The organism is Bacillus sp. C28GYM-DRY-1 (assembly GCF_030519405.1).
GTDB classification, from domain to species: Bacteria; Bacillota; Bacilli; order Bacillales; family Bacillaceae; genus Bacillus; species Bacillus spizizenii_A.
The window spans coordinates 111926-134023 of the sequence record NZ_JAUMKF010000004.1; the positions used below are offsets into that span (position 1 = coordinate 111926).

21 protein-coding genes and 2 riboswitches are annotated in these 22098 nt (G+C 44.4%); of the genes, 6 read left to right on the top strand and 15 right to left on the bottom strand.

Annotation, left to right across the window (positions count from 1 at the left end):
* Positions 1–55: 55 nt before the first annotated feature.
* From purB to mneS, 13 genes are all read right to left on the bottom strand, one after another.
* Positions 56–1351, bottom strand: coding sequence for an adenylosuccinate lyase (gene purB, locus Q3W56_RS06065; RefSeq protein WP_302894838.1), 1296 nt, complete (start codon positions 1349–1351; stop codon positions 56–58).
* Positions 1348–2490 carry a 5-(carboxyamino)imidazole ribonucleotide synthase gene (purK, locus tag Q3W56_RS06070; protein WP_019713503.1) on the bottom strand — a complete coding sequence of 381 codons (1143 nt, stop codon included), beginning with the start codon at positions 2488–2490 and terminating at the stop codon, positions 1348–1350. Before purK ends, purB begins: the two co-directional genes overlap by 4 nt.
* Entirely contained in the window at positions 2483–2971 is a 489-nt protein-coding gene (gene purE / locus Q3W56_RS06075; protein WP_302894839.1) for a 5-(carboxyamino)imidazole ribonucleotide mutase, read from the bottom strand. Before purE ends, purK begins: the two co-directional genes overlap by 8 nt.
* 140 nt (positions 2972–3111) lie before the next feature.
* Positions 3112–3213: riboswitch (purine riboswitch) on the bottom strand.
* A gap of 79 nt (positions 3214–3292) precedes the next feature.
* Positions 3293–3490 (bottom strand): NETI motif-containing protein, encoded by a 198-nt coding sequence (locus Q3W56_RS06080; RefSeq protein ID WP_302894840.1) that lies wholly within the window; start codon positions 3488–3490, stop codon positions 3293–3295.
* The gene (locus Q3W56_RS06085; protein WP_268400513.1) at positions 3490–4044 is read right to left on the bottom strand and encodes a DUF2179 domain-containing protein; all 555 of its coding nucleotides are present in this window, start codon (positions 4042–4044) and stop codon (positions 3490–3492) included. The genes Q3W56_RS06080 and Q3W56_RS06085 overlap by 1 nt, the downstream gene beginning before the upstream one ends.
* Before the next feature lie 213 nt (positions 4045–4257).
* Complete coding sequence (locus tag Q3W56_RS06090) at positions 4258–4425, bottom strand: Fur-regulated basic protein FbpA (RefSeq protein ID WP_019713500.1); 168 nt, start codon at positions 4423–4425, stop codon at positions 4258–4260.
* 159 nt (positions 4426–4584) lie between these two features.
* The gene (locus tag Q3W56_RS06095) at positions 4585–5388 is read right to left on the bottom strand and encodes a hypothetical protein (RefSeq protein WP_302894841.1); all 804 of its coding nucleotides are present in this window, start codon (positions 5386–5388) and stop codon (positions 4585–4587) included.
* A 207-nt stretch (positions 5389–5595) separates the two neighbouring features.
* Positions 5596–6918, bottom strand: coding sequence for a hypoxanthine/guanine permease PbuG (gene pbuG / locus Q3W56_RS06100; RefSeq protein WP_302894842.1), 1323 nt, complete (start codon positions 6916–6918; stop codon positions 5596–5598).
* Between the two features lie 136 nt (positions 6919–7054).
* A riboswitch (purine riboswitch) is annotated at positions 7055–7156 on the bottom strand.
* A 143-nt stretch (positions 7157–7299) separates the two neighbouring features.
* Positions 7300–8841 (bottom strand): glutamine-hydrolyzing GMP synthase, encoded by a 1542-nt coding sequence (gene guaA, locus Q3W56_RS06105; RefSeq protein ID WP_268400516.1) that lies wholly within the window; start codon positions 8839–8841, stop codon positions 7300–7302.
* Between the two features lie 162 nt (positions 8842–9003).
* Positions 9004–11217: a DUF4129 domain-containing transglutaminase family protein gene (locus tag Q3W56_RS06110; RefSeq protein WP_302894843.1), complete on the bottom strand. Its 2214-nt coding sequence runs from the start codon at positions 11215–11217 to the stop codon at positions 9004–9006.
* Between the two features lie 39 nt (positions 11218–11256).
* Positions 11257–12435 (bottom strand): DUF58 domain-containing protein, encoded by a 1179-nt coding sequence (locus Q3W56_RS06115; RefSeq protein ID WP_302894844.1) that lies wholly within the window; start codon positions 12433–12435, stop codon positions 11257–11259.
* A complete protein-coding gene (locus Q3W56_RS06120) occupies positions 12435–13397 on the bottom strand; it encodes an AAA family ATPase (protein WP_302894845.1) in 963 nt (320 codons plus the stop codon). Before Q3W56_RS06120 ends, Q3W56_RS06115 begins: the two co-directional genes overlap by 1 nt.
* A 148-nt stretch (positions 13398–13545) precedes the next feature.
* Entirely contained in the window at positions 13546–14418 is an 873-nt protein-coding gene (gene mneS, locus Q3W56_RS06125) for a manganese transporter MneS (protein ID WP_302894846.1), read from the bottom strand.
* Positions 14419–14828: 410 nt separating this feature from the next.
* On the opposite strand from mneS, the gene gabP reads away from it, so the two are divergent.
* From gabP to Q3W56_RS06155, 6 genes are all read left to right on the top strand, one after another.
* Complete coding sequence (gabP, locus tag Q3W56_RS06130) at positions 14829–16238, top strand: GABA permease (RefSeq protein WP_302894847.1); 1410 nt, start codon at positions 14829–14831, stop codon at positions 16236–16238.
* Positions 16239–16388: 150 nt separating this feature from the next.
* On the top strand, positions 16389–17930 hold the full coding sequence (cotA, locus tag Q3W56_RS06135) for an outer spore coat copper-dependent laccase CotA (RefSeq protein ID WP_302894848.1): 1542 nt from the start codon (positions 16389–16391) through the stop codon (positions 17928–17930).
* Between the two features lie 98 nt (positions 17931–18028).
* A complete protein-coding gene (locus tag Q3W56_RS06140) occupies positions 18029–19018 on the top strand; it encodes a DUF4003 domain-containing protein (protein ID WP_302894849.1) in 990 nt (329 codons plus the stop codon).
* Between the two features lie 12 nt (positions 19019–19030).
* Positions 19031–19846: an alpha/beta fold hydrolase gene (locus tag Q3W56_RS06145; RefSeq protein ID WP_302894850.1), complete on the top strand. Its 816-nt coding sequence runs from the start codon at positions 19031–19033 to the stop codon at positions 19844–19846.
* Positions 19847–19928: 82 nt separating this feature from the next.
* Positions 19929–20138 carry a cold-shock protein gene (locus Q3W56_RS06150; RefSeq protein WP_003219370.1) on the top strand — a complete coding sequence of 70 codons (210 nt, stop codon included), beginning with the start codon at positions 19929–19931 and terminating at the stop codon, positions 20136–20138.
* Between the two features lie 185 nt (positions 20139–20323).
* The gene (locus tag Q3W56_RS06155) at positions 20324–20482 is read left to right on the top strand and encodes a hypothetical protein (protein WP_029316997.1); all 159 of its coding nucleotides are present in this window, start codon (positions 20324–20326) and stop codon (positions 20480–20482) included.
* Between the two features lie 28 nt (positions 20483–20510).
* On the opposite strand, the gene Q3W56_RS06160 is transcribed toward Q3W56_RS06155, so the two are convergent.
* Together Q3W56_RS06160 and walM are read right to left on the bottom strand one after the other, a co-directional pair.
* Positions 20511–21557 carry a hypothetical protein gene (locus Q3W56_RS06160; protein WP_302894851.1) on the bottom strand — a complete coding sequence of 349 codons (1047 nt, stop codon included), beginning with the start codon at positions 21555–21557 and terminating at the stop codon, positions 20511–20513.
* A gap of 70 nt (positions 21558–21627) precedes the next feature.
* Positions 21628–21999, bottom strand: a complete 372-nt coding sequence (gene walM, locus Q3W56_RS06165; protein WP_019713488.1) for a cell wall metabolism protein WalM — start codon at positions 21997–21999, stop codon at positions 21628–21630.
* Between the last annotated feature and the right edge of the window lie 99 nt (positions 22000–22098).

Below are 22098 nucleotides of genomic sequence, written 5' to 3' on the forward strand. Positions count from 1 at the left end.
ATGTTGGGAATTTTCAAACTAAGACAGCATAGAAGAAGCCGCCTAAAAGCTTCTTCTATGCTAAACCTAAACGTTCAAAGATCAGATCAACATTTTTCAGATGATAGTTGTAATCAAAGCAGTCAGCAATTTTTTCAGGAGAAAGACGTGACGTGATTTTTTCTTCCGCTTCCACAAGCTTACGGAACGGCACTTGTTTTTCCCATGCCTCCATTGCTTTCGGCTGCACTGTGTCATATGCTTCTTCGCGAGTCAGGCCTGTGTCAATCAAAGCAAGCAGCACGCGCTGAGAGTAGATAAGGCCGAGCGTGCGATCCATGTTGCGCTTCATGTTTTCCGGGAAAACCGTTAAATTCTTCACGATGTTAGAGAAGCGGTTCAGCATGTAGTTCAGCGCGATTGTCGCATCCGGAAGAATAATCCGTTCTGCTGAAGAATGAGAAATATCGCGCTCATGCCATAAAGGAACATTTTCGTAAGCTGTCATCATGTAGCCGCGTATCACACGTGCCATGCCTGTCATGTTTTCAGAGCCAATCGGATTTCTTTTGTGCGGCATCGCAGATGAACCCTTTTGCCCTTTCGCGAAAAATTCTTCAACTTCGCGTGTTTCACTCTTTTGCAGTCCGCGAATTTCCACTGCGAATTTTTCGATGCTTGTCGCGATCAAAGCAAGTGTCGCCATATAGTCAGCATGGCGGTCACGCTGAAGGGTTTGAGTTGAAATCGGTGCTGCTTTCAATCCGAGCTTCTCACAAACATATTGCTCTACAAATGGGTCAATGTTCGCATACGTGCCGACCGCGCCGGAAATCTTCCCAACCTCAATGCCTGCTTTCGCTTGTTTAAAACGCTCAAGATTCCGTTTCATTTCCTCATGCCAAAGCGCAAGTTTTAAACCGAACGTTGTCGGCTCAGCGTGTACGCCGTGTGTGCGCCCCATCATAACTGTGTATTTATGCTCTTTCGCTTTTTCTTTTATTATGTCAACAAATCTCTCAAGGTCCTTGAGCAGAATGTCGTTTGCCTGTTTTAATAAGTAAGAAAGAGCCGTATCTACAACGTCAGTTGACGTTAAACCGTAGTGCACCCATTTTCTTTCTTCCCCCAGTGATTCGGAAACGGCGCGTGTAAAAGCGACAACGTCATGGCGCGTGTCCTGTTCGATTTCTAAAATGCGGTTGATGTCAAATGACGCGTTCTCACGCATGACCTTTACGTCTTCTTTCGGAATGACGCCAAGCTCCGCCCACGCTTCACAGGCAAGAATCTCCACCTCCAGCCATGCTTGAAATCTGTTTTCATCCGTCCAAATCGCAGACATTTCAGGTCTTGAATAACGTTCAATCATTCAGCTTGTCCTCCGTCTCTATTCATCCATTTATTTGTGATCTCCTGAATCCAATGGTCTTCAGGTTGCTTCATAAATGTAATATGCCCCATCTTGCGGCCTTTTTTAATTTCATGTTTCCCGTATATATATAGCTTTGCTTCTTTTAAAAGCTCCGGTTCTTCCTCAACAAGCTTCACTTCATCGCCGAGAAGATTCACCATCATACCCGGCTTCAGCAAATCTGTTTTCCCGAGCGGAAGGCCGCATACCGCTCTGATATGCTGTTCAAACTGGCTCGTTTCGCAAAGATCCAGTGTATAATGCCCTGAATTGTGCGGTCTTGGCGCCAGTTCATTGACCAAAAGCTCTCCGTCTTCTGTCAGGAACATCTCAACAGCAAGCGGTCCGACAAGGTTAAGCTCGTCTGCAAGCTTAACGGCCAAATCAGCAGCCTTCTTCTGAATCCCTTCCTCCACCCGTGCAGGCACGATGCTTTGGAAAAGAATATTGTTATGGTGAATGTTCTCAGCTGCCGGAAATGTTGAAATTTCACCGTTTACCGATCTGACGACGATAACCGACAGTTCCATTTTAAAAGAAACCCAGCTTTCGAGAATGCAAATTCCGTGTTCTAAAAGAGCTGCAGCATGCTCAATTTGCGCCTCTTCCTTGATCACAAATTGGCCTTTGCCGTCGTATCCGCCGCGGCATGTTTTCAGTACTGCTGGAAGCCCTAGCTCCTGTACCGCCTGTTTCAGTTCATCATCTGTTTTGACGATGCTGTACGGCGCGACTGCACAACCCGCGGCTTGAATTGCCTTTTTCTCCGTTTCACGGTTTTGGGTAATGAGCAGCAGCTCACTTCCTTGCGGGAGATACGCATGACCTTTTAGCCAATGCAGCGCATCATAGTCAATGTTTTCAAACTCATAAGTGATGATGTCGCTGACGTCAGCCAATTTTCGAATCGCTTCACGGTCATTATAATGAGCTGTAATTTCGATATCCGCAACCTGCCCGCACGGCGAATCTTTCACCGGATCAATGACCGCGACTTTATACCCCATTTGTTTGGCGGAAACAGCCATCATTTTTCCAAGCTGGCCGCCGCCAATCATTCCGATGACAGCTCCCGGATAGATGATTTGTTTAGACAAGCTGATCACTGCTTTCTAACACCGTCTGTTTTGTACTTTCTCTTCTCTCATCCAGCTTACGGGCAAGATCTTCGTCAAAAGCTGACAAAATTTGCGCCGCTAACAGACCGGCGTTCACAGCGCCCGCTTTGCCGATGGCTGTTGTCGCAACCGGCACGCCTCCTGGCATTTGCACGATAGACAGAAGTGAATCCAGCCCATTCAGCGCCTTGGACTGAACCGGGACTCCAATGACCGGAAGAGTTGTTTTCGCAGCCGTCATCCCCGGAAGATGGGCCGCTCCTCCGGCACCGGCGATAATCACCTTGATGCCTCTTTCTCTCGCAGTTTCAGCGTATTCAAACATCAAATCAGGCGTCCGATGAGCGGAAACGACCTTTTTTTCGTACGGAACATTAAGTTCGTCAAGTATGTCGCATGCGTTTTTCATTGTCTCCCAATCGGAAGTGCTTCCCATGATGATTCCTACTAGCGGCTGCATTCTGTCCCCACCTTCTAATGCTTTTGTTTTCAGAAAATAAAAAATACCCGCTCTGCATTGCACTTATGAGGAAGCAATACAAACCGGGCATGGTACATGTATCGTCAGTCGTTCGCTTCTGCGATATATCCATGTCAGTTTTATCGATCACTTTCCTGCATAGTCCGGCAATTTACGGTTGCCGGGTAGAAACTTATGGGCCATATTCCCAAGATTATATGAGGTCGTGTTTTGATTTCATGTTTATCTTAACAACGGACATGGATAATGTCAACGATATTATCGAACAATACAAAAATTCATTCTACTAATGTTCGTGTTTTAGATCAATTTCCCTTCAAATACGATTTTTTTCCCGCACGGAACAATCTGAATTGACCCATTTTCCTTTTTCTCCATAAAAATAGGCTCTTCCATTCGCCTTACAGGAAGATATCCTTCTTCTTTCATTTGCTGAAGCACCGCATCAATCGTTTGCTGCTCTGTTACTGCAAACTTTTTCTTCTTGGGCTTTGCCATTATTCTTTAATTCTCCTCTTCTTCACCGCTTTGACCCAGAAGCCGCCATGGATTGTTTTTGGTTCATATGCAATAATAAAGGCTTTTGAATCAAGTGTTTTAATCGTATCATACAGCTGAAGTTCATATCTTCTCGGCGTCAAAATCTGAAGGGCAGTGCGGTCGCCTTCAAGCCCTCCGACCACCCAGTTTGTCACGCCATAGCCTTTTTCACGGAGCTGCCTCGGAAGATCAAGATCAAGCTCCTTCGTAATCACATTGACCATAATATAGCCAAGCGCCAATTTTTCTTCTATTTTCATGCCGACAATCACGCCAAGACCGTAACCGAGCGCGTACGCAATCACATTTTGAATTTGGTCTAAGTTATCAAGCACCAGACTCAGCCCTGTCACATAAACCAATATCTCAATCGTACTGATGCCGGCCGCTAAATAACGCTGGCCTTTTAGTGTTAATATCATTCTTATTGTAAAAAATGACACATAGACAATATTAATAATGAGAATTATGAGAACCATGGCTAACCCATTTGATAAGATGGTTTGCATCATTTTATTTCATCCCCCTACTCTTCAGCTTGCATAAAGCATTCATATTCTACTAGAGAAATGAGTCGTTTACAATGAGCTGAGGCTGTAAGCCTCAGGAAAATATTTCGACACGCTTTATGAGATTGAACAGTAGTAGCTTACCCTCTTTCTCACCTTTTCAAAATCAAAATAAAAAGCCCGCTTTTCAGCAGACTCAACTCTTCTCATATATTGTCAGATCTCTTTTTTCATTTTCAGAAGGGACTTGTATTCTTTCTCAAGCTCACTCAGCGTATAATCAGCCAGCTGTTCCCCTCTACCCTGATAAAATTCCGAGAGCAGTAATTTGGTTTTTAAAAATTGTTTCTTTTGATTAATCGCTCGGCGAAGTAAATGAGCCATGTCCATCATCCTCCTTAAACATAAAGGTTTGTGCGCTGGACGTTTTACAGCATTTTCCTTATCATACATGGGTTAATCCTACAAATCAACTATGTTTTTTAGATATATTTGTAAAAATTGTGACATGAAAAAACCGGCTATCAACAGCCGGTTTTTTCATTAAAGCGGAATGAGCGACGCCGTGAAATATTCAGAAATCAACGGCCAAGTCACCGCCGCAAACAGCAGCGCTATCGCAACCACAGCAAATACACAATAGATATAGTCAATCGGTGCATCCTGTGCCGCCTGATGCAGACGCTGCACATACAGCGCCATCACAAAAAAGATCGAAAACAAGATTAGCACTGTAAACAGAACTGTCAGCATCGGAATATTTACGATGGCAAAGATTAACCAAAGGATTGAAACAGCAATTACCGGTACAAGCAAGGAACCCAAACCGGCAGCCACTTCCCGAAACGTCACCTTCTCATTCATCATATAGCGGGAGACGGCCCATACGGCTAAGACCATCACCGCGAAAAAGAGAAGCAAATACACAAGAACGACTAAAAACCCGTCATAAAAAGCGTGGTGGCGTTCTCCGAAACCGAGCGGCCGATTCCAGCTCGCCTTTAACTGAAACCAGTTCCCGATTGAAAAGATCATACTGAATATTAGCATTGATATCAGACCATACTTATAATGAGAAAAACCATCCGCTACGACGGTTTTCGCCGGTGATTTCAAAATCGAGAACGCAAAAACGCAATATCTGTTGATGGCTGCCCATATAGACGCAAGCTTGTCTTTAGCAGTTGATACACCGCGTCCCTGGTGCGGTTTCTGCTTTTGTTTTTGCTTCTGCTTGCTTTGCCTGCTCGCATTTCTGGACATTCTCGATAGCGGTTCTTCATTTGCATCTATTCTTTCACTCTGGTTGACTTCTTCTTCAAACGTTTCTTTTCTTTCTTCCGTCATGTTAGCAACTCCTATCAAAAAAATACGGCGGAATACCATTCAGTAAGAAAATAAAACACTTATATAAGGTACCGAAGCCTTCCTGAACAGTCAAGTCATTTCCTTTTCACTGAGGCCGGCGGCACATCTACATGACGGTATATCATATGATATGGTTTTACCTTTTGCAACAAAAAAACCAGCTGCCGAGGCAGCTGGTCTTATTCCTTATTTTAAGAAGATAAAGTACAGGATAAATACAGCAAACAGCCCGTACATAATCGGATGAACCTCTTTGGCTCTCCCTTTGCACACCATTGTAATCGGATAGAAAATAAATCCGATGGCAATTCCGGTCGCAATGCTGTACGTTAACGGCATCATGATCATGGTAAGGAAAGCAGGAACGGCCACTTCGAACTTATCCCAAGCGATTTTGCCAAGCGGCGCAACCATCAGTGCACCAACAATGATCAGTGCCGGCGCTGTTACGTTTGATGTAACGACTGACAAGAGCGGTGAGAAAAACGTAGCCAGTAAAAAGAGAATACCTGTTACAATTGCCGCAAATCCTGAACGGGCACCCGCAGCGACACCTGAGCTTGATTCAACGTAAGAAGTTGTTGTAGACGTACCAAGCACGGCTCCGATCACAATAGAAGATGAATCAGCTAATAGCGCACGGCCCGCACGCGGCAATTTGTTTTCCTTCATTAAACCAGCTTGCGTTGCCACAGCAACAAGTGTACCCGCTGTATCAAAAAATCCGACAAACAGGAACGTTAAAATGACGATCAGCATTTGTACGGAGAAAATCTCCGGCAGGTGAATCCAAGCTTGTCCGAAAGTCGGCGCAAGGCTTGGCACACTACCGATGATTTGAGACGGTACCGGAACCAAACCGAAAATCATGCCGGCAACCGCTGTTAACAGCATCCCGATAAACACGCCCGCATTCACGCGAAGCACCATTAAAATAACCGTTACAATCACACCGAAAACCGTTAACAGCACAGGACCACTGTGAATGTTTCCGATGGTGACCAGTGTAGAAGGGTTCGCTGCAATGATTCCTGACCCTTGCAATCCAACAAATGTAATAAACAGGCCGATCCCCGCGCCGACTGCCAATTTCAGCTCAGGCGGAATGGCGTTGATGATTTTTTCTCGAAAACCTGTTAAAGAAAGAGCAACAAAAATAAGACCTGAAATAAACACACCAGACAAAGCTGCCTGCCAGGAAATGCCCATCCCAAGGACGACAGAAAACGCAAAAAATGCGTTGAGCCCCATACCAGGCGCAATGGCGATCGGATATCTCGCTATCAATCCCATTAAAATACAGCCTGCTGCAGACGCAAGCGCTGTCGCCGTAAAGACCGCACCTTGGTCGATTCTCAGCGCCTCCGGAAAATCTTTCACGCTCTCCAAAGCAAGTGTAATCGGATTGACGAACAGAATATATGCCATAGATAAAAAAGTTGTTAATCCGCCAATGATTTCATTGCGATAGCTGGTGCCCAGCTCATCAAACTGAAAAAACGTTTTCAAGCTATTTGCTCCCTTCACTCTTTTCTATTTATTCTGTCCTGAAAACGCCAAATAAAAAACGCCCCAATATAGTTTGGGACGCTTGACTACAGACGGATTTCAGTTTGAATAAATAAACGTGTTTTATTTATATATCAAACGAAAGAAATGTTTACGTAGTCAAGCCATTTACGGTAGCTTGGTAGAGACTTGCGAGCCATATCCCCGCGATTATACGAATTCATCTTATTTGATTTCTGTGTCTATTGTACCAACTTCATTTTGAATTGACAATATAAATAACGAACAATAGTCGAATGGAATTCGATTTTGTTCGTAATAAACAGAAAAAACCATCTTCTTGGCAAAATCGCCTAAAAGATGGTCTCCATTACTTATTTATTATTCCCACTCAATCGTCGCAGGCGGCTTACTTGTAATATCGTACACCACGCGGTTAATGTGCTTCACTTCGTTTACGATACGTGTAGAAATGACTTCAAGCACATCCCACGGGATACGCGCCCAGTCAGATGTCATGCCGTCGATTGATGTAACGGCGCGGATTCCGATTGTGTAATCATACGTTCTTGCGTCACCCATAACACCAACGCTGCGGATGTCAGGAAGAACTGTGAAGTATTGCCAGATATCACGCTCTAATCCATGATTTGCTACTTCTTCACGCAAAATCGCATCTGATTCACGAACGATTTCCAGTTTTTCTTCTGTAACTTCGCCAAGGACGCGGATTCCGAGGCCCGGTCCTGGGAAAGGCTGGCGCCATACAATTTCATCCGGAATGCCGAGCTCTGTGCCAAGCGCGCGCACTTCGTCTTTGAATAGCGTGTTTAACGGCTCGATCAGTTCAAACTGCATGTCTTCAGGAAGCCCGCCTACATTGTGGTGAGATTTGATCGTTTGCGCCGTTGCAGTACCGCTCTCGATGATATCAGTGTAAAGCGTTCCTTGTGCAAGGTAGTCGATGCCTTTGAGCTTGTCCGCCTCATCATCGAACACGTAAATGAATTCATTACCGATGATTTTGCGTTTTTGCTCAGGGTCAGAAACGCCTTTTAATTTATTTAAGAATCTGTCTTTTGCGTCTACTTTAATCACGTTCATGTTAAAGCCTTCGCTGAATGTTTTCATAACACCTTCTGCCTCGCCTTTACGAAGAAGACCATGGTCTACAAAGATACAAGTCAGCTGGTCGCCGATTGCTTTATGAATCAAAACAGCAACAACCGAGGAATCAACGCCGCCGCTTAGCGCGCAAAGAACCTGTTTGTCTCCGACCGTTTCACGGATTTTTTGCATTTCGATTTCGATAAAGTTCTCCATTGACCATTTGCCTTCACAATCGCAAACACCGAATACGAAGTTTTTCAGAAGATCATTACCGTATTCAGAGTGGCGCACTTCCGGGTGGAACTGAACACCGTACCATTTTTTATCGGCTTTGCTCATCGCTGAATTCGGGCAGTGATGGCTTGTCGCGTCAACCGTGAAGCCTTCAGGAACTTCTACAACCAAATCGCCATGGCTCATCCAAACCACTTGTTCGTGCGGAAGGTCTTTGAACAAATCAGGTGTGCCTTCGATGTGGATGTTTGCTTTCCCGTATTCACGCTGGCTTGCCGCTTCAACTTTACCGCCAAGGTAATGAGTCATCAGCTGCATGCCGTAGCAAATTCCCAAAACAGGAATATCAAGCTCGAAGATTTTTTCGTCACAGCGGAAAGAGTTTTCATCATACACACTGTTTGGACCGCCGGATAAAATAATTCCTTTTGGATTCATTTCTTTAATTTCTTCAGCCGTCAATGTATGGGGATGCAGTTCGCTGTATACACCGAATTCACGGATACGGCGTGTAATCAGCTGGTTATACTGACTACCGAAATCAAGGACAAGAATCATTTCATTCACTAACTTTGTCATGGTTGTCACCTAATCTCCTCTAAGTTTTTTGACACAGAAAAAAACGAGGACAGATATGAAGCTTCCTCCGCCCTCCTTGGCAAGGCCGTTTTGTCGGAGTCTGGCAACTCGCTCCCAGACTCCGATAATATTCACTAATTCTAACAACACGTTGATAAGCGGTCAAGACCATCTTCTTTTAATTAAATTTTCCCATAACTCTCTGGATTCAATCCAAAGCGCAGCCGAATCTTCATTTCTGTAAAGCGCCCGTTCATAGCATAATGTCAGCTTTGACATGTCTTCCGAGCCGAATTTTCCATCGATTCGTTTTGCATAATCACGCAGCGTTTCACTGTCTCGTTTCGACAGTCCCCTTCTCTTCAGCTGTTTCAGCAACGCGCCATACGCCTCAAAAAACACGTACTGATCGCTACGCCGCTTCAATTTTCTCACAACGAAAACAGGAATCCATAACGAACGGAAAACATACAGCAATACTACTGTCAACAGGAGGACTGCGAGAATTGCAAGTCCTACATACCAGCCCGCACCGGCATTTGCATGTGAAGCGGACGGCTTTTTAGAACCAGCTGGCTCCCGTTTTTCCTTTTGTTTTTCCTCTTTTTTCGGCTGTTTTTTCTCTTCTTTCTGCTGCTCTTTTGTTTTCTCCGGTGAGCTGCTGCTCTTGCTGCCGGAATCCTTTGTGTCTGAAGAAACAAACTCAGCCGGATTTATAAACCCTTTAGTCGGCTCAAACGTGACCCAGCCCTGTTCCGGGAAATACACCTCTACCCAGGAATGGGCGTTGTTGTTGGTCACTTCGTAAATGCTGCCGTTTTTGTTCCCTGCTTCTTTATATTCACCGGACGTATAACCCTTTATCCAGCGGGCCGGAATGCCGGCCGAACGCAGCAGCACCACCATAGCGGAAGAGAAGTTATCACAGTAGCCCATCTTTGTTTCAAACAAAAATTGATCGACATAATCCTCATCACTCTTAGGGATGGATACGTTTTCGGTTTCATATGTGAACTCATTTGATCCTAAGTAGTCCTCAACCGCTTTCACCTTATCAAACATATTATCTTGATCCTGAGTCAGCTTGATTGCAAGGGTTCTTACCCGCTCAGGCAGTGAATTCGGCAGCTGCATATAGCGGTCACTGAATCTGTATTCCTCACTGTTGCTTCTCACTTTTACCTTTCTCAGCTCATCCAGCTTGTAGACCGGAGAATGGTACGTTACTGTATAGCTCCCCATATTTCTGATCTCACCGGCTTGTTCACTGATCGGAGAAATTTGTTCCGTGTTCCCGTTCATTTCAAGCGAGACAGCCTGATTTGGCTGAATGGTTTCTGCACCGATCGGATACATCACATGGTTATACCCGTAGTGCTCATCGACTTTTACACGAACGGTGTTGCGCTCTGTCGCAACCTTATGGTCAAACCATAGATTTTCTACTTTTCCTCCGCTAAGCTGATAGGACATGCCTGTGTCTGTTTCAACCCAGCCTTTTCCTGTATACGTATCCTTCGTTTCCACACGGAAATACGTACGCTCTTTTCCCTGCCATGCAAAAACAGGTGTATCATCCTGCTGAAACGGGCCGCCGAGTGATTCATCATGGTTCCCGTATCCGATTTTGCTTTCTCCAGCCGGCACATGAGCTTGATTCGTGATTTTTTTGAGAAAGGGTACCGGATCAGGCCATGCCGGTTCTGATTTCGGAGCGGCAAGCCCGAATCCCACCGCAGCCACAACCAATACAGTTAAAGGAAGAAACCATTTCAGGACAGACATTTTTGGCAGTGTAATTCTTTCCATCAGCTTGATGCGGTCTAAGTATAAAAGGCCCAGCATAAAGAAGCCGATCAGCACGATACGGATGACGGCAAAAGTGGCATCATATGGCGTAAAGGTATCAAGAATCGTAATATACGCTACAGTCATGATAAAGAAAAATAAAATTCTCCTCTGGTAAATCACCCAATAATGAAGGAGATAGACCAACAGCCAGAGCAGCACAAAAAACAGCAGGGTCCGAAACGAAGGAATCATGTCATTCCATTGCCCTGATTGAATCAGCTTGATATTCAAATAGACATCCTGTAAAAAAGAGCTGACCCAGCTCAAGTCAAATATTGAACCTTGATAAAACAGGATGTGTATCGAGATCAACGTAAATAAGACAGAAAAAGGAACGGTGACAAACCACCTCATCCTGAAAAAAGTCAGCAGAAACGTCAAACCGATAAAAACACTAAAAAAGCCCGTATGTTTCGTATCTGTAAAACTGTCAAGCGGCCTTAGCCACTCACACAGCAATAAAAGCGCCAGAAAATAAAATAACAGCAAGCTCAAACGGCTTTCCTTCTGATCATCGTGCGGCATGTGCACCCGTCACCTCTCTTTCTAAACAACACGCGAAACTCATCCGCCTCTCATGACCTCAACTCTGATTTGACGTTTCATCATCCGTTCGATCATGACATTTTCAGCTTGGGAAAGTTCATCACCTTTCTCTTTTGCCAGTATCACTGTAACCCGGCCTCCCCTGGTTTCTGCGATGCTCAGCAAATCTTCCGTGAACTGCCCCGTAACGATCACTTTGTCAGCCTGGCGAACAGATGGCTTCGCCAGCTCTTCCCGTACATATCGACTTACCGAATCAGCCGCATCATAATGAGCGACAGCTAAATGCCGAAGCATGTGGTTAAAATGATGCTCTCCCTCCTGAATCGGAAAAATATTCTTTTCCTTTCCGACTGAGGCCAAGCCTGCCCCCGCGCCGTTTTTTAAAACAGAATAAAGAATCGAAGCTGTCACAGAAACGACCTCTTCAAATGCTTCAGAGGAAGAACGGTCCATCAGAAGAAATAGGTTTTTGCTTCGTGACGGTTCAAATTCCTTCGTCATCAGCTGGCTCCGCCGCGCAGAAGTTTTCCAGTCTAATGCAGCAAACCGGTCTCCCGGCTGATAATTCCGCACACTTGCCGCGACTGAGGAATGGTGCTGATGAATAGGAGAAGAACCGCTTACACCGTCTTCCTGATGCCTCTCATTCACCTGATAGGAAAAACGCTGAAAGGATGGATAAACAAGCAGGGTGTCTTCCAGCTCATAAAAAACTGTTTTTTCAATCAAACCGAGGACATCCCCGGTTCTCACCCTGATAGCATGAAAATGATGCTCTCCGCGCGGTACGGGAACTAATTCATATGACATCGTCATAGTCCGTTTAAACCAAGGAAAAACGAGCCGTTTGGCCACAGCTTTGTCTCGGTTCAATGACTCGATTCCTACTGGCAGGCAATCTTCAATCACCATATACATCATGGGAAATGGCAGCTTCCTACTCAGCGTAACCGACACGCCCAGCCTGTCCCCCGCATGTAATTGTGTTTTGGCCATTTGCCGTGAAGCCTGAAAAGAGCGGAGCGGATACAACGCCAGCAGCCCGGCATACACGACAAAAGGGAGAAACGTGTAAAACAAAAACCAGCTGACAAAGCCGCCTTGAAACATCGCGTAAGAAAAAACAGCAGCGGTCAATAATGTTAATACAATCAGCTTCCACCCATATATGAGCCATTGTAATTTCTTCTTCATCAGCGGATCGACGACCTTTGAACCGGTACCTTCACAGCTGACATGATCTCCCGTACGATTGCTTCTGCCTCGATCCCTTCAAACTTCGCCTCAGGCTGCAGCAGCATCCGGTGCGGAAGCGTAAATGGAGCCAAATATTGAATATCATCCGGAATGACATAGTCGCGATGATGCAGCAGCGCGTATGCTTGAGCCGCTTTCATGAGGGCAATTGATCCGCGCGGACTTACGCCTAATTGAACAGAAGCATGCTGTCTCGTTTTCTGCACGATCTCCACAATATATTCTTTTATGCTGTCATCGGCGCGGACATGTTGCACTTCCTGCTGCAATCGGATGAAGTCTTCTCTTGTAATAACCGGCTCAAGCGTCTCAATCGGATGGCTTTTTTCCTGAATAGATAAAACATCCAGCTCCTCATTAAAGGACGGATAGCCCATGCGAAGCTTAAATAAAAAACGGTCAAGCTGGGCTTCCGGCAAAGGATAGGTCCCTTCATATTCGACTGGGTTTTGCGTTGCCATTACAAAAAACGGAGCGGCAAGCGGCATTGTATGTCCATCTACCGTTACGCTTCCCTCTTCCATCGCTTCAAGCAAAGCAGACTGTGTCTTCGGAGAGGTGCGGTTGATTTCATCGGCCAGCACGATATTTCCCATAATCGGGCCGGGACGGTACTCAAATTCCATTGTTTTCGCATTATAGATGGATACGCCTGTTACATCAGATGGCAGCAAATCCGGAGTGAATTGGATTCTTTTGAAATCGGCGCCGATTGACTTTGCCAGCGCGCGGACCATCATCGTTTTTCCGACTCCGGGTACATCCTCAAGCAGCACATGCCCTTTGGCAAGAATGGCTGCGAAGCTGAGTATGGCGATGTCTCGTTTTCCAACCATTACTCTATTAATATGTTCAACTGCTTTCCCCAGCAAAGGATGCAGGTCTTCTTTGTATGCCATTCTTTTCCTCCTAGTCATCTACAAAATTCTTCATATTGTAACCTAACTTTACCACAAATAGCGATCTGTATAAAAAAACGATTCTAGCAAATTGTTTCCAATAAAGCAGGACAAATCACAAAAAAGCTCCCTGTAACAGGAAGCTCAATTACTTGTGTTCTAAAGGCTCCATATGAACATGCGAATAATCAATCGCATGCTCCTCCTTCATTCTCCGCTCAATTTCATTGGCAATATCGTGGCTTTCCGTAATATTTAAATCTGCCGAAACCTCAACGACCACATCAACGTAGACCGTACTGCCCAAGTATCTCGCTTTAATGTCTTTTAAACGACTCACACCCGAGATCTTTTCGATCGTCTGTTTATAAGCTGAAATGTCCTTTACGTCGAAGCCATCTGTCAAAGAGTGAGATGATTCTCTAAAAATATCCCATGCCGTCTTGCAGATGAGAAGACCGATTACAAACGCCGTGACCGTATCGATCCAAGCAAGGTGGAATTGCGCAGCCACAATTCCGATAAACGTCCCGATACTGACAAATGCATCTGATTTATTATCAGCAGCCGCGGCAAGGAGCGCCTGGCTCTTCACCTTTTTGCCCAGCCTTCTATTGTACTGGTAGACGACAAGCATCAGGGCTGCCCCGCCCGCTGCCGTCCAAGCCGCTATCATACCCGGTGTCTCCTGTTTCGCAGAAAAAATAGATTCTCCGGCGCTGAATAGCACTTGCAGCCCGACAACCATCATAATAAAGGATGCGATAAGTGATGCGATCGTTTCCGCTCGAAAGTGGCCGTATGGATGATCCTCGTCAGGAGGCTTTTGAGAGATACGCAGGCCGATCAGCACAGCAACAGAAGCAATAATGTCGGTTGTATTATTTAACCCGTCTGCCGTAAGTGCTTCCGAATGAAAGAGATAACCGATAATCAGCTTAATTGCGGACAGAACAAGATACGCGGCAATACTGACCAGCGCCCCGGTTTCTCCTTTTTTCAGTTCATCATATCTCTCCATACAAAACCTCCTCCCTGCTCGCGTTTTCCTATATTATGATACAAAGCTGAACCGCAGTGGGTCTACAGAAACATGATTCACCCGCCACAGAAAAATAGAAACGGTGGAACATTGTTTCTCTAAGCCAATTATTTTCTCTTTCAAAAAAAACCTTCAAATCCAATGACACCAACATATCTCGTAAAAAAACATATATCAGGAGATTATAACAACCTACAAAATAAATTATTACAGAAACATTTTTTCATTTATTTCAAGCATTTCTGCTGAATGCACCTTAAACAAAACCCTACAAATTTGAAATAAACTGTTATATTTTCTTACACGATTTTTCGACAAACTCTATATTTATGATAGAGTTTAATTATCATAATATTCAGTAATGACTTCATTCTTAAAGGAGGGAACCTATGAACCAGACACAATCAGGATTAAAAAAAGAATTAAAGACCCGCCATATGACAATGATTTCAATTGCTGGCGTGATTGGAGCCGGCCTATTTGTAGGCAGCGGTTCAGTGATTCACTCAACCGGGCCCGGTGCCATTGTTTCTTACGCATTAGCCGGATTATTGGTGATTTTTATCATGAGAATGCTCGGTGAGATGTCTGCTGTAAACCCGACGAGCGGGTCGTTTTCTCAATACGCTCATGATGCCATCGGACCGTGGGCAGGATTTACAATCGGCTGGCTGTATTGGTTTTTCTGGGTAATTGTGATCGCAATCGAAGCCATTGCCGGTGCTGGCATTATTCAATACTGGTTCCATGATATCCCGCTATGGCTGACAAGTTTGATCTTGACGATCGTGCTCACCCTGACAAACGTCTACTCCGTTAAATCTTTCGGTGAGTTTGAATATTGGTTTTCCCTCATTAAAGTTGTGACCATCATCGCGTTTCTAATCATTGGTTTTGCCTTTATTTTCGGCTTTGCGCCAGGCAGTGAACCAGTGGGTGTTTCTAATATTACAGGCAAAGGCGGATTTTTCCCGGAAGGCATCAGCTCCGTATTGCTTGGCATAGTCGTTGTCATCTTCTCTTTTATGGGAACAGAAATTGTTGCCATTGCTGCGGGAGAAACATCCAACCCGATCGAATCCGTGACAAAAGCGACCCGATCCGTTGTATGGCGCATCATCGTCTTTTACGTTGGCTCTATCGCCGTTGTGGTGGCACTTTTGCCTTGGAATTCAGCAAATATTTTAGAAAGCCCTTTCGTCGCTGTACTTGAGCATATTGGAGTGCCGGCAGCCGCGCAGATTATGAACTTTATCGTCCTCACAGCCGTACTCTCCTGTCTAAACTCAGGTTTGTACACCACATCCAGAATGCTGTATTCACTTGCAGAAAGAAACGAAGCGCCGCGCCGTTTTATGAAATTAAGCAAAAAAGGCGTTCCCGTACAAGCCATAGTCGCCGGGACATTTTTCTCTTATATTGCAGTTGTAATGAACTACTTTTCACCGGACACCGTCTTTTTATTCTTAGTCAACTCATCAGGCGCAATTGCTTTACTCGTCTATCTTGTCATCGCTGTTTCCCAGCTAAGAATGCGAAAAAAACTCGAAAAATCAAATCCTGAAGCATTGAAAATCAAAATGTGGCTCTTCCCTTTCCTAACCTACTTAACCATCATCGCTATCTGCGGAATTTTAGTATCAATGGCGTTTATTAATTCCATGAGAAACGAGCTGCTGCTGACAGGCGTCATCACGGGAATCGTTCTGATTTCTTACCTTGTGTTCAGAAAACGCAAGGAGAGCGAGAAAGCGGCAGCCAAGCCAGTCACACAGCAACAGCCCGACATCCTGCCATAATGCTGATCAAATCCTAAACGGCCTGCCGTTTAGGATTTTGTTATTTCTCTCTAGGCAGGCAGCGGCACACAGATCTTATTGGAACCATCACGTCCTTATTGTCATTAACTATAGTACCAATTTGGAAAATTTAAATAAGGATAGATGAAAATGACACTTGAGAAATTTGTAGATGCTCTCCCAATTCCAGATACACTAAAGCCAGTACAGCAATCAAAAGAAAAAACATACTACGAAGTCACCATGGAAGAATGCGCCCATCAGCTTCACCGCGATCTTCCCCCAACCCGTTTGTGGGGCTACAACGGCTTATTTCCCGGGCCTACCATTGAGGTCAAAAGAAACGAAAACGTGTATGTGAAATGGATGAACAACCTTCCGTCAGAGCATTTCCTTCCGATCGATCACACGATTCATCACAGTGACAGCCAGCATGAAGAGCCAGAAGTAAAGACTGTCGTTCATTTACACGGAGGCGTCACGCCAGATGATAGTGATGGGTATCCAGAGGCTTGGTTTTCTAAAGACTTTGAACAAACAGGCCCTTATTTTAAACGAGAGGTTTATCATTATCCAAATCAGCAGCGCGGTGCTATTTTGTGGTATCACGATCACGCCATGGCACTCACGAGGCTAAATGTCTATGCTGGACTTGTTGGCGCTTATATTATTCACGATCCAAAGGAAAAACGCCTAAAGCTGCCTTCCGGCGTATACGACGTGCCGCTTCTGATCACAGACCGCACGATCAACGAGGACGGTTCTTTGTTTTATCCAAGCGGGCCGGAAAACCCTTCCCCCTCACTGCCTAACCCTTCTATCGTTCCGGCTTTTTGCGGAGAAACCATACTCGTCAACGGGAAGGCATGGCCATACTTTGAGGTTGAACCGAGGAAATACCGCTTCCGCGTCATCAACGCCTCCAATACGAGAACCTATAACCTGTCACTCGATAATGGCGGAGCATTTATTCAGATCGGTTCAGACGGAGGGCTCCTGCCACGCTCTGTAAAACTGAACTCTTTCAGTCTTGCGCCCGCTGAACGTTACGATATCATCATTGACTTCACAGCCTATGAAGGCCAATCCATTATTTTGGCAAACAGCGAGGGCTGCGGAGGTGGCGTTAATCCAGAAACAGATGCGAATATCATGCAATTTAGAGTCACCAAACCTTTGGCACAAAAAGACGAAAGCAGAAAGCCAAAGTACCTCGCCTCATACCCTTCCGTACAGAATGGAAAAATACAAAACATCAGAACACTGAAGCTGGCAGGCACCCAAGACGAATACGACAGACCCGTCCTTCTTCTCAATAACAAACGCTGGCATGATCCTGTCACAGAAGCACCAAAAGCTGGCACAACTGAAATATGGTCCATCGTCAACCCGACGCGCGGAACACATCCGATCCACCTGCATTTGGTCTCCTTCCGTGTGTTAGACAGGCGTCCGTTTGATATCGCGCGTTATCAAGAAAGAGGGGAATTGTCCTACACCGGCCCGGCTGTTCCTCCGCCGCCAAGTGAAAAGGGCTGGAAAGACACCATTCAAGCACATGCAGGTGAAGTCCTGCGAATCGCGGTGACATTCGGGCCTTACAGCGGACGATACGTGTGGCACTGCCATATTCTTGAGCACGAAGACTATGACATGATGAGACCGATGGATATAACAGATCCCCGTAAATAACACGACAAACTTGCCTCTCACAGGCAAGTTTTTTCTATATGAAACTTTTGGCCCCTTTTTTCGTATAACATAAAAACAGCAAAGAGGAGCTGCTTTTTATGCTAACAAAAGACCTAAATGAAAAAACAAAACAATACATTTCCATTTATGCTGAATTAAAATCAAAATTAAAATGGAAAGTTGCACACGATCAGATATTAATGCTCATTTCTTCTGCATATATTGTGAATAAAAGAGAGTTTGACTTTCATCGCTTTTATGATTTGAGCAGCTATATCAAATCAAACATTGGGAGCTTCTCAACACTCAATTCACACCACCGTTTTACTGTTGCTTCTTTTCTGGACATTCATTTTCAGCAAGAGGCAAAACAAACGTTTCATACTTTCATCGATGTATACAATGAAATGGTGAAGCTTGGATATAAGCGGGATATGTTCACGTACCTTTCCGCTCTGATCTTGCTCACCGGCAAATCTGAAACGACAAACCAAAAAGAACAGATGAATATGGGGCTATCTGTTTATCAGCAGATGAAGAAAAATCATTACTTCCTCACTTCAACTCAGAATGTTCCGCTTGCCGTACTGATTGGCGAAAACGGAAAAGGTTTGCAGGCGCTAAACAAGGCGGAAACATGCTATCGGCTGCTGGCCGCCAACGGGTTAAAAAAAGGACAGTACTTGCACCAGGTCAGCCATATCCTGGCCTTACAAAGTGAAAAAGACCCTGAAACGCTTGTTTCCCAATGTAAACATATATATCAATCCATCACTGATTCTTTCAAAAAGCCAAAGAGTTACCATTATCCAGATCTCGCCCTTCTCACATTTCTGGAAGAGCCAAATATCAAAGCCGTTTTGGACATCACTCACGAATTAAATCAAGAAAAAGCATTTAAGTGGCAAAAGGAAATGAATTTCAAAATTGCCGTCAGCCTATACCTCAGTGAGCATATGGAAGAAAATATGCTGATGGAATCAGGGCTATACACCGCAATCGAAACAGTCATTCAGGCCCAGCAGGCAGCCGCGACAGCTGCTATCATCAGCTCAACAGCAGCCAGTCATTCTCATGACGGAAACTAAGGAGGAGAAAAAATGCCATACATCACATTAGAAGACCAGACACGCCTATACTATGAAACGCATGGGAGCGGTACACCGATTCTGTTTATACACGGCGTGCTGATGAGCGGACAATTTTTCCACAAACAATTTTCAGCACTTTCTGCCAATTATCAGTGTATTCGTCTCGACCTCAGAGGACACGGCGAATCCGACAAAGCGCTTCACGGACACACCATTTCCCAATATGCCCGTGATGTAAGGGAATTTTTAAAAGTAATGGAGTTTGATCAGGCCGTTCTTGCCGGCTGGTCAATGGGTGCTTTCGTCGTATGGGATTATTTCAATCAATTTGGGAATGATAACATACAAGCCGCTGTGATCATCGATCAATCCGCTTCCGACTATCAATGGGAGGGCTGGGAACACGGTCCGTTTGATTTTGACGGTTTAAAAACGGCGATGCACGCCATTCAGACTGACCCGCTGCCATTCTACGAAAGTTTCATCCATAGTATGTTCGCAAAACCGCCTTCCGAGACAGAAACAGAATGGATGCTGGCAGAAATCCTCAAACAGCCGGCTGCCATTTCAAGCACGATTTTATTTAACCAAACGGCTGCTGATTACCGCGGCACCCTGCAAAACATCAATGTGCCGACATTGCTGTGCTTCGGAGAAGACCGGAAATTTTTCTCGACAGCAGCTGGAGAGCACTTGCGCAGCAATATTCCAAACTCGACGCTAGTCACCTTTTCTGAAAGCAGCCATTGCCCGTTTTTAGAAGAGCCCGACGTTTTTAATAGTACACTCCTCTCCTTTTTAGATGGCCTGATTGGAAAACCATAAAGAAAAAGGAATTAGGAGATTGAGTAAAAGTATGAGACAATAAGAAATGTGCAGTAAAATACATGAGGGAAGAAGTGACTTTATGTCTTACTATAACAAACGTAATCAAGAACCGCTGCCTAAAGAAGATGTGAGTACATGGGAATGCACAAAAGAAGACTGCAACGGCTGGACCAGAAAAAACTTCGCCAGCAGTGACTCGCCATCATGTCCTTTGTGCGGAAGCAAAATGATCGACGGCATCCGTTCATTAGTGAATCTCCAAAACAACAGTCAAACGAAAACAAGCTAGCTCTTCCCTATAACAAATGCAGTCTCCTGCAAGCAAACAATCCCCGAACGGAGACGCAAATTCTATATTTCAGAATAAGCCTCTCATTGCAAGAGGCCGCAAATGAGAAAGAAGCCCAAAACCATAAATGTTTAGGGCTTTTTCACCTATTCTTATGGTATTATATGGATATAAGGGGTGATAACGTGTTCTCAAACCAGCAGCAAAGAGATCTGAAAAAGAGAGCTAGGTTTAAAAAGCTGAACCTTGCAATCAACGCTTATGTTGAACTTCTGTTTTTGTCGATACCTCTGATCCATCTCTTTAAATGGCTTGGATCATTAGCCCTGCACCTCGTTTATTAAAAAACCACTCAGCCCATGCCGAGTGGTTTTATTCGTTGATGACAGAAAAGCTGTTGATGATGCCGTTCGGATTTTCCCATACTTTTTTGAACGCCTTATTTTCAAGGTTATAGGAATAAATCGTCCGCACCTTGGCTTCGCGCCCTGTTTCATCCTTCAGTTTTTTAGCCCCTTCGGCTTCGGCAAGAAAATAAATGTCCTTTCCATCCTTAGAGAACTGCGGCTGTGCGTCAATTAACAGCTTGAATGAATTTTGATTTGAAATGATGGTTTCATATTTTTTCGTATCCGCATTCAGCATCTGAACAGAAGCGGTTTGCTCCGTGCCTTTCTGCGTATATGATGTAAACAAAATCTGTTTATCATCATCGGAAACAGCAATATCGCTGATAAACTGGTCAAGGCTCTTCAGCTCATCAAATCTGTTTTGATGGCCTGCCGCAAAATGAATCGTTGTCGGTTCAGGATCGGTTCCCTTTTCATTCGCTTCATCTGTTTTCTTGTAATCTTCGTCTACAGAATAATGCAGCAATGCAAACGAATCTGTTTTTTTGTTATAAAAGAAGCTGCTGACGGTGTCATCCTGATCATTAGCGGCAGGATAAAGGTTTTTGTACTTCTTCGTTTTCAGATCAAAAGCTGCAATTCGGAAATTGCTTTCGTCCGCTTTTCCTAAACGGAAAAAGATGGTTGAACGGTCTTTTGACAAAAACAAACTATCCGCACTCTCCGCGCCTTTATAAAGTATCGTCTTTTTATTAGACTTTAAATCCAGCTTAAAAAGCCTCATTTCATTTTGATCGTTATTGCCCGTATAATAAAGCACCTGCTGCTTTTGATCCAAAGCAAATGCCGGATAGCTGGTCAGCTTCTCCTCATGGATCACCTTATCATTTTCATAATACTTCGTCTGCAGATCGGTATTCGTAATTGAAACAAGCAGCTTATCGCCGCTTTCCGTATTGAATGAAACATCAGCAGCCTTCTCATGGCCTTTATCCTTTATAACGTAAAACGCAACCCCCGCGGCAGCTGCTATGATGACTGCTAATAATAATATGATTCTTTTTTTCATCTTTTATCTCCACCAATAGAAAAAGCAAGAATGTGACTTCTTGCTTTACAGATTATATATGTAGATTAGATTAATAGCTGTAATGTCCCGCTACTTTTCCTTTGCTTAATGGATATCCAAGCGCTTTAAACGCTTTAGGGCTTACGTCCAGTACTGCATTAGGCATTCTGCCAACATCATTTTTGTAAACCGTAATTACCTTTTTAGGCTTCGCTTTTGCATAGGCTCTGATTTTTGTCCCGTTTTTAGGAACATCAAATCCGATCTTGGTCGCACAATCCCAATGTCCCAGTTTTTTACCTGAAGAGCCTTTTTTTCCGACTCCATTATACCAAGTAATATTTCCGTTCACATGTTTCGCACTGGCATCTGATGAAAAACTGAAAGCTCCCAAAATACTTCCTGCTAAGATAAAAGCCGCTAAAATGACTTTCTTCACCATTTTGTCCCCCTATTTGTTAACTTCTAGGAAAAATTATACACGATGAAACAGGGATTTTTTATTTCAATATTCTTACAGTAATGTTACAAAGTCAGAAAA

Bases quoted from the DNA above. Each gene is read 5' to 3' on its own strand.
- walM (WP_019713488.1), bottom strand. From the start codon at position 21,999: ATGGTGAAGAAAGTCATTTTAGCGGCTTTTATCTTAGCAGGAAGTATT.
- Q3W56_RS06085 (WP_268400513.1), bottom strand. From the start codon at position 4,044: ATGATGCAAACCATCTTATCAAATGGGTTAGCCATGGTTCTCATAATT.
- guaA (WP_268400516.1), bottom strand. From the start codon at position 8,841: ATGACAAAGTTAGTGAATGAAATGATTCTTGTCCTTGATTTCGGTAGT.
- Q3W56_RS06115 (WP_302894844.1), bottom strand. From the start codon at position 12,435: ATGAAGAAGAAATTACAATGGCTCATATATGGGTGGAAGCTGATTGTA.
- Q3W56_RS06080 (WP_302894840.1), bottom strand. From the start codon at position 3,490: ATGGCAAAGCCCAAGAAGAAAAAGTTTGCAGTAACAGAGCAGCAAACG.
- gabP (WP_302894847.1), top strand. From the start codon at position 14,829: ATGAACCAGACACAATCAGGATTAAAAAAAGAATTAAAGACCCGCCAT.
- Q3W56_RS06095 (WP_302894841.1), bottom strand. From the start codon at position 5,388: ATGACGGAAGAAAGAAAAGAAACGTTTGAAGAAGAAGTCAACCAGAGT.
- Q3W56_RS06145 (WP_302894850.1), top strand. From the start codon at position 19,031: ATGCCATACATCACATTAGAAGACCAGACACGCCTATACTATGAAACG.
- Q3W56_RS06120 (WP_302894845.1), bottom strand. From the start codon at position 13,397: ATGGCATACAAAGAAGACCTGCATCCTTTGCTGGGGAAAGCAGTTGAA.
- cotA (WP_302894848.1), top strand. From the start codon at position 16,389: ATGACACTTGAGAAATTTGTAGATGCTCTCCCAATTCCAGATACACTA.
- Q3W56_RS06160 (WP_302894851.1), bottom strand. From the start codon at position 21,557: ATGAAAAAAAGAATCATATTATTATTAGCAGTCATCATAGCAGCTGCC.
- Q3W56_RS06150 (WP_003219370.1), top strand. From the start codon at position 19,929: ATGTCTTACTATAACAAACGTAATCAAGAACCGCTGCCTAAAGAAGAT.
- purE (WP_302894839.1), bottom strand. From the start codon at position 2,971: ATGCAGCCGCTAGTAGGAATCATCATGGGAAGCACTTCCGATTGGGAG.
- Q3W56_RS06140 (WP_302894849.1), top strand. From the start codon at position 18,029: ATGCTAACAAAAGACCTAAATGAAAAAACAAAACAATACATTTCCATT.
- Q3W56_RS06090 (WP_019713500.1), bottom strand. From the start codon at position 4,425: ATGGCTCATTTACTTCGCCGAGCGATTAATCAAAAGAAACAATTTTTA.
- mneS (WP_302894846.1), bottom strand. From the start codon at position 14,418: ATGGAGAGATATGATGAACTGAAAAAAGGAGAAACCGGGGCGCTGGTC.
- Q3W56_RS06110 (WP_302894843.1), bottom strand. From the start codon at position 11,217: ATGCCGCACGATGATCAGAAGGAAAGCCGTTTGAGCTTGCTGTTATTT.
- purB (WP_302894838.1), bottom strand. From the start codon at position 1,351: ATGATTGAACGTTATTCAAGACCTGAAATGTCTGCGATTTGGACGGAT.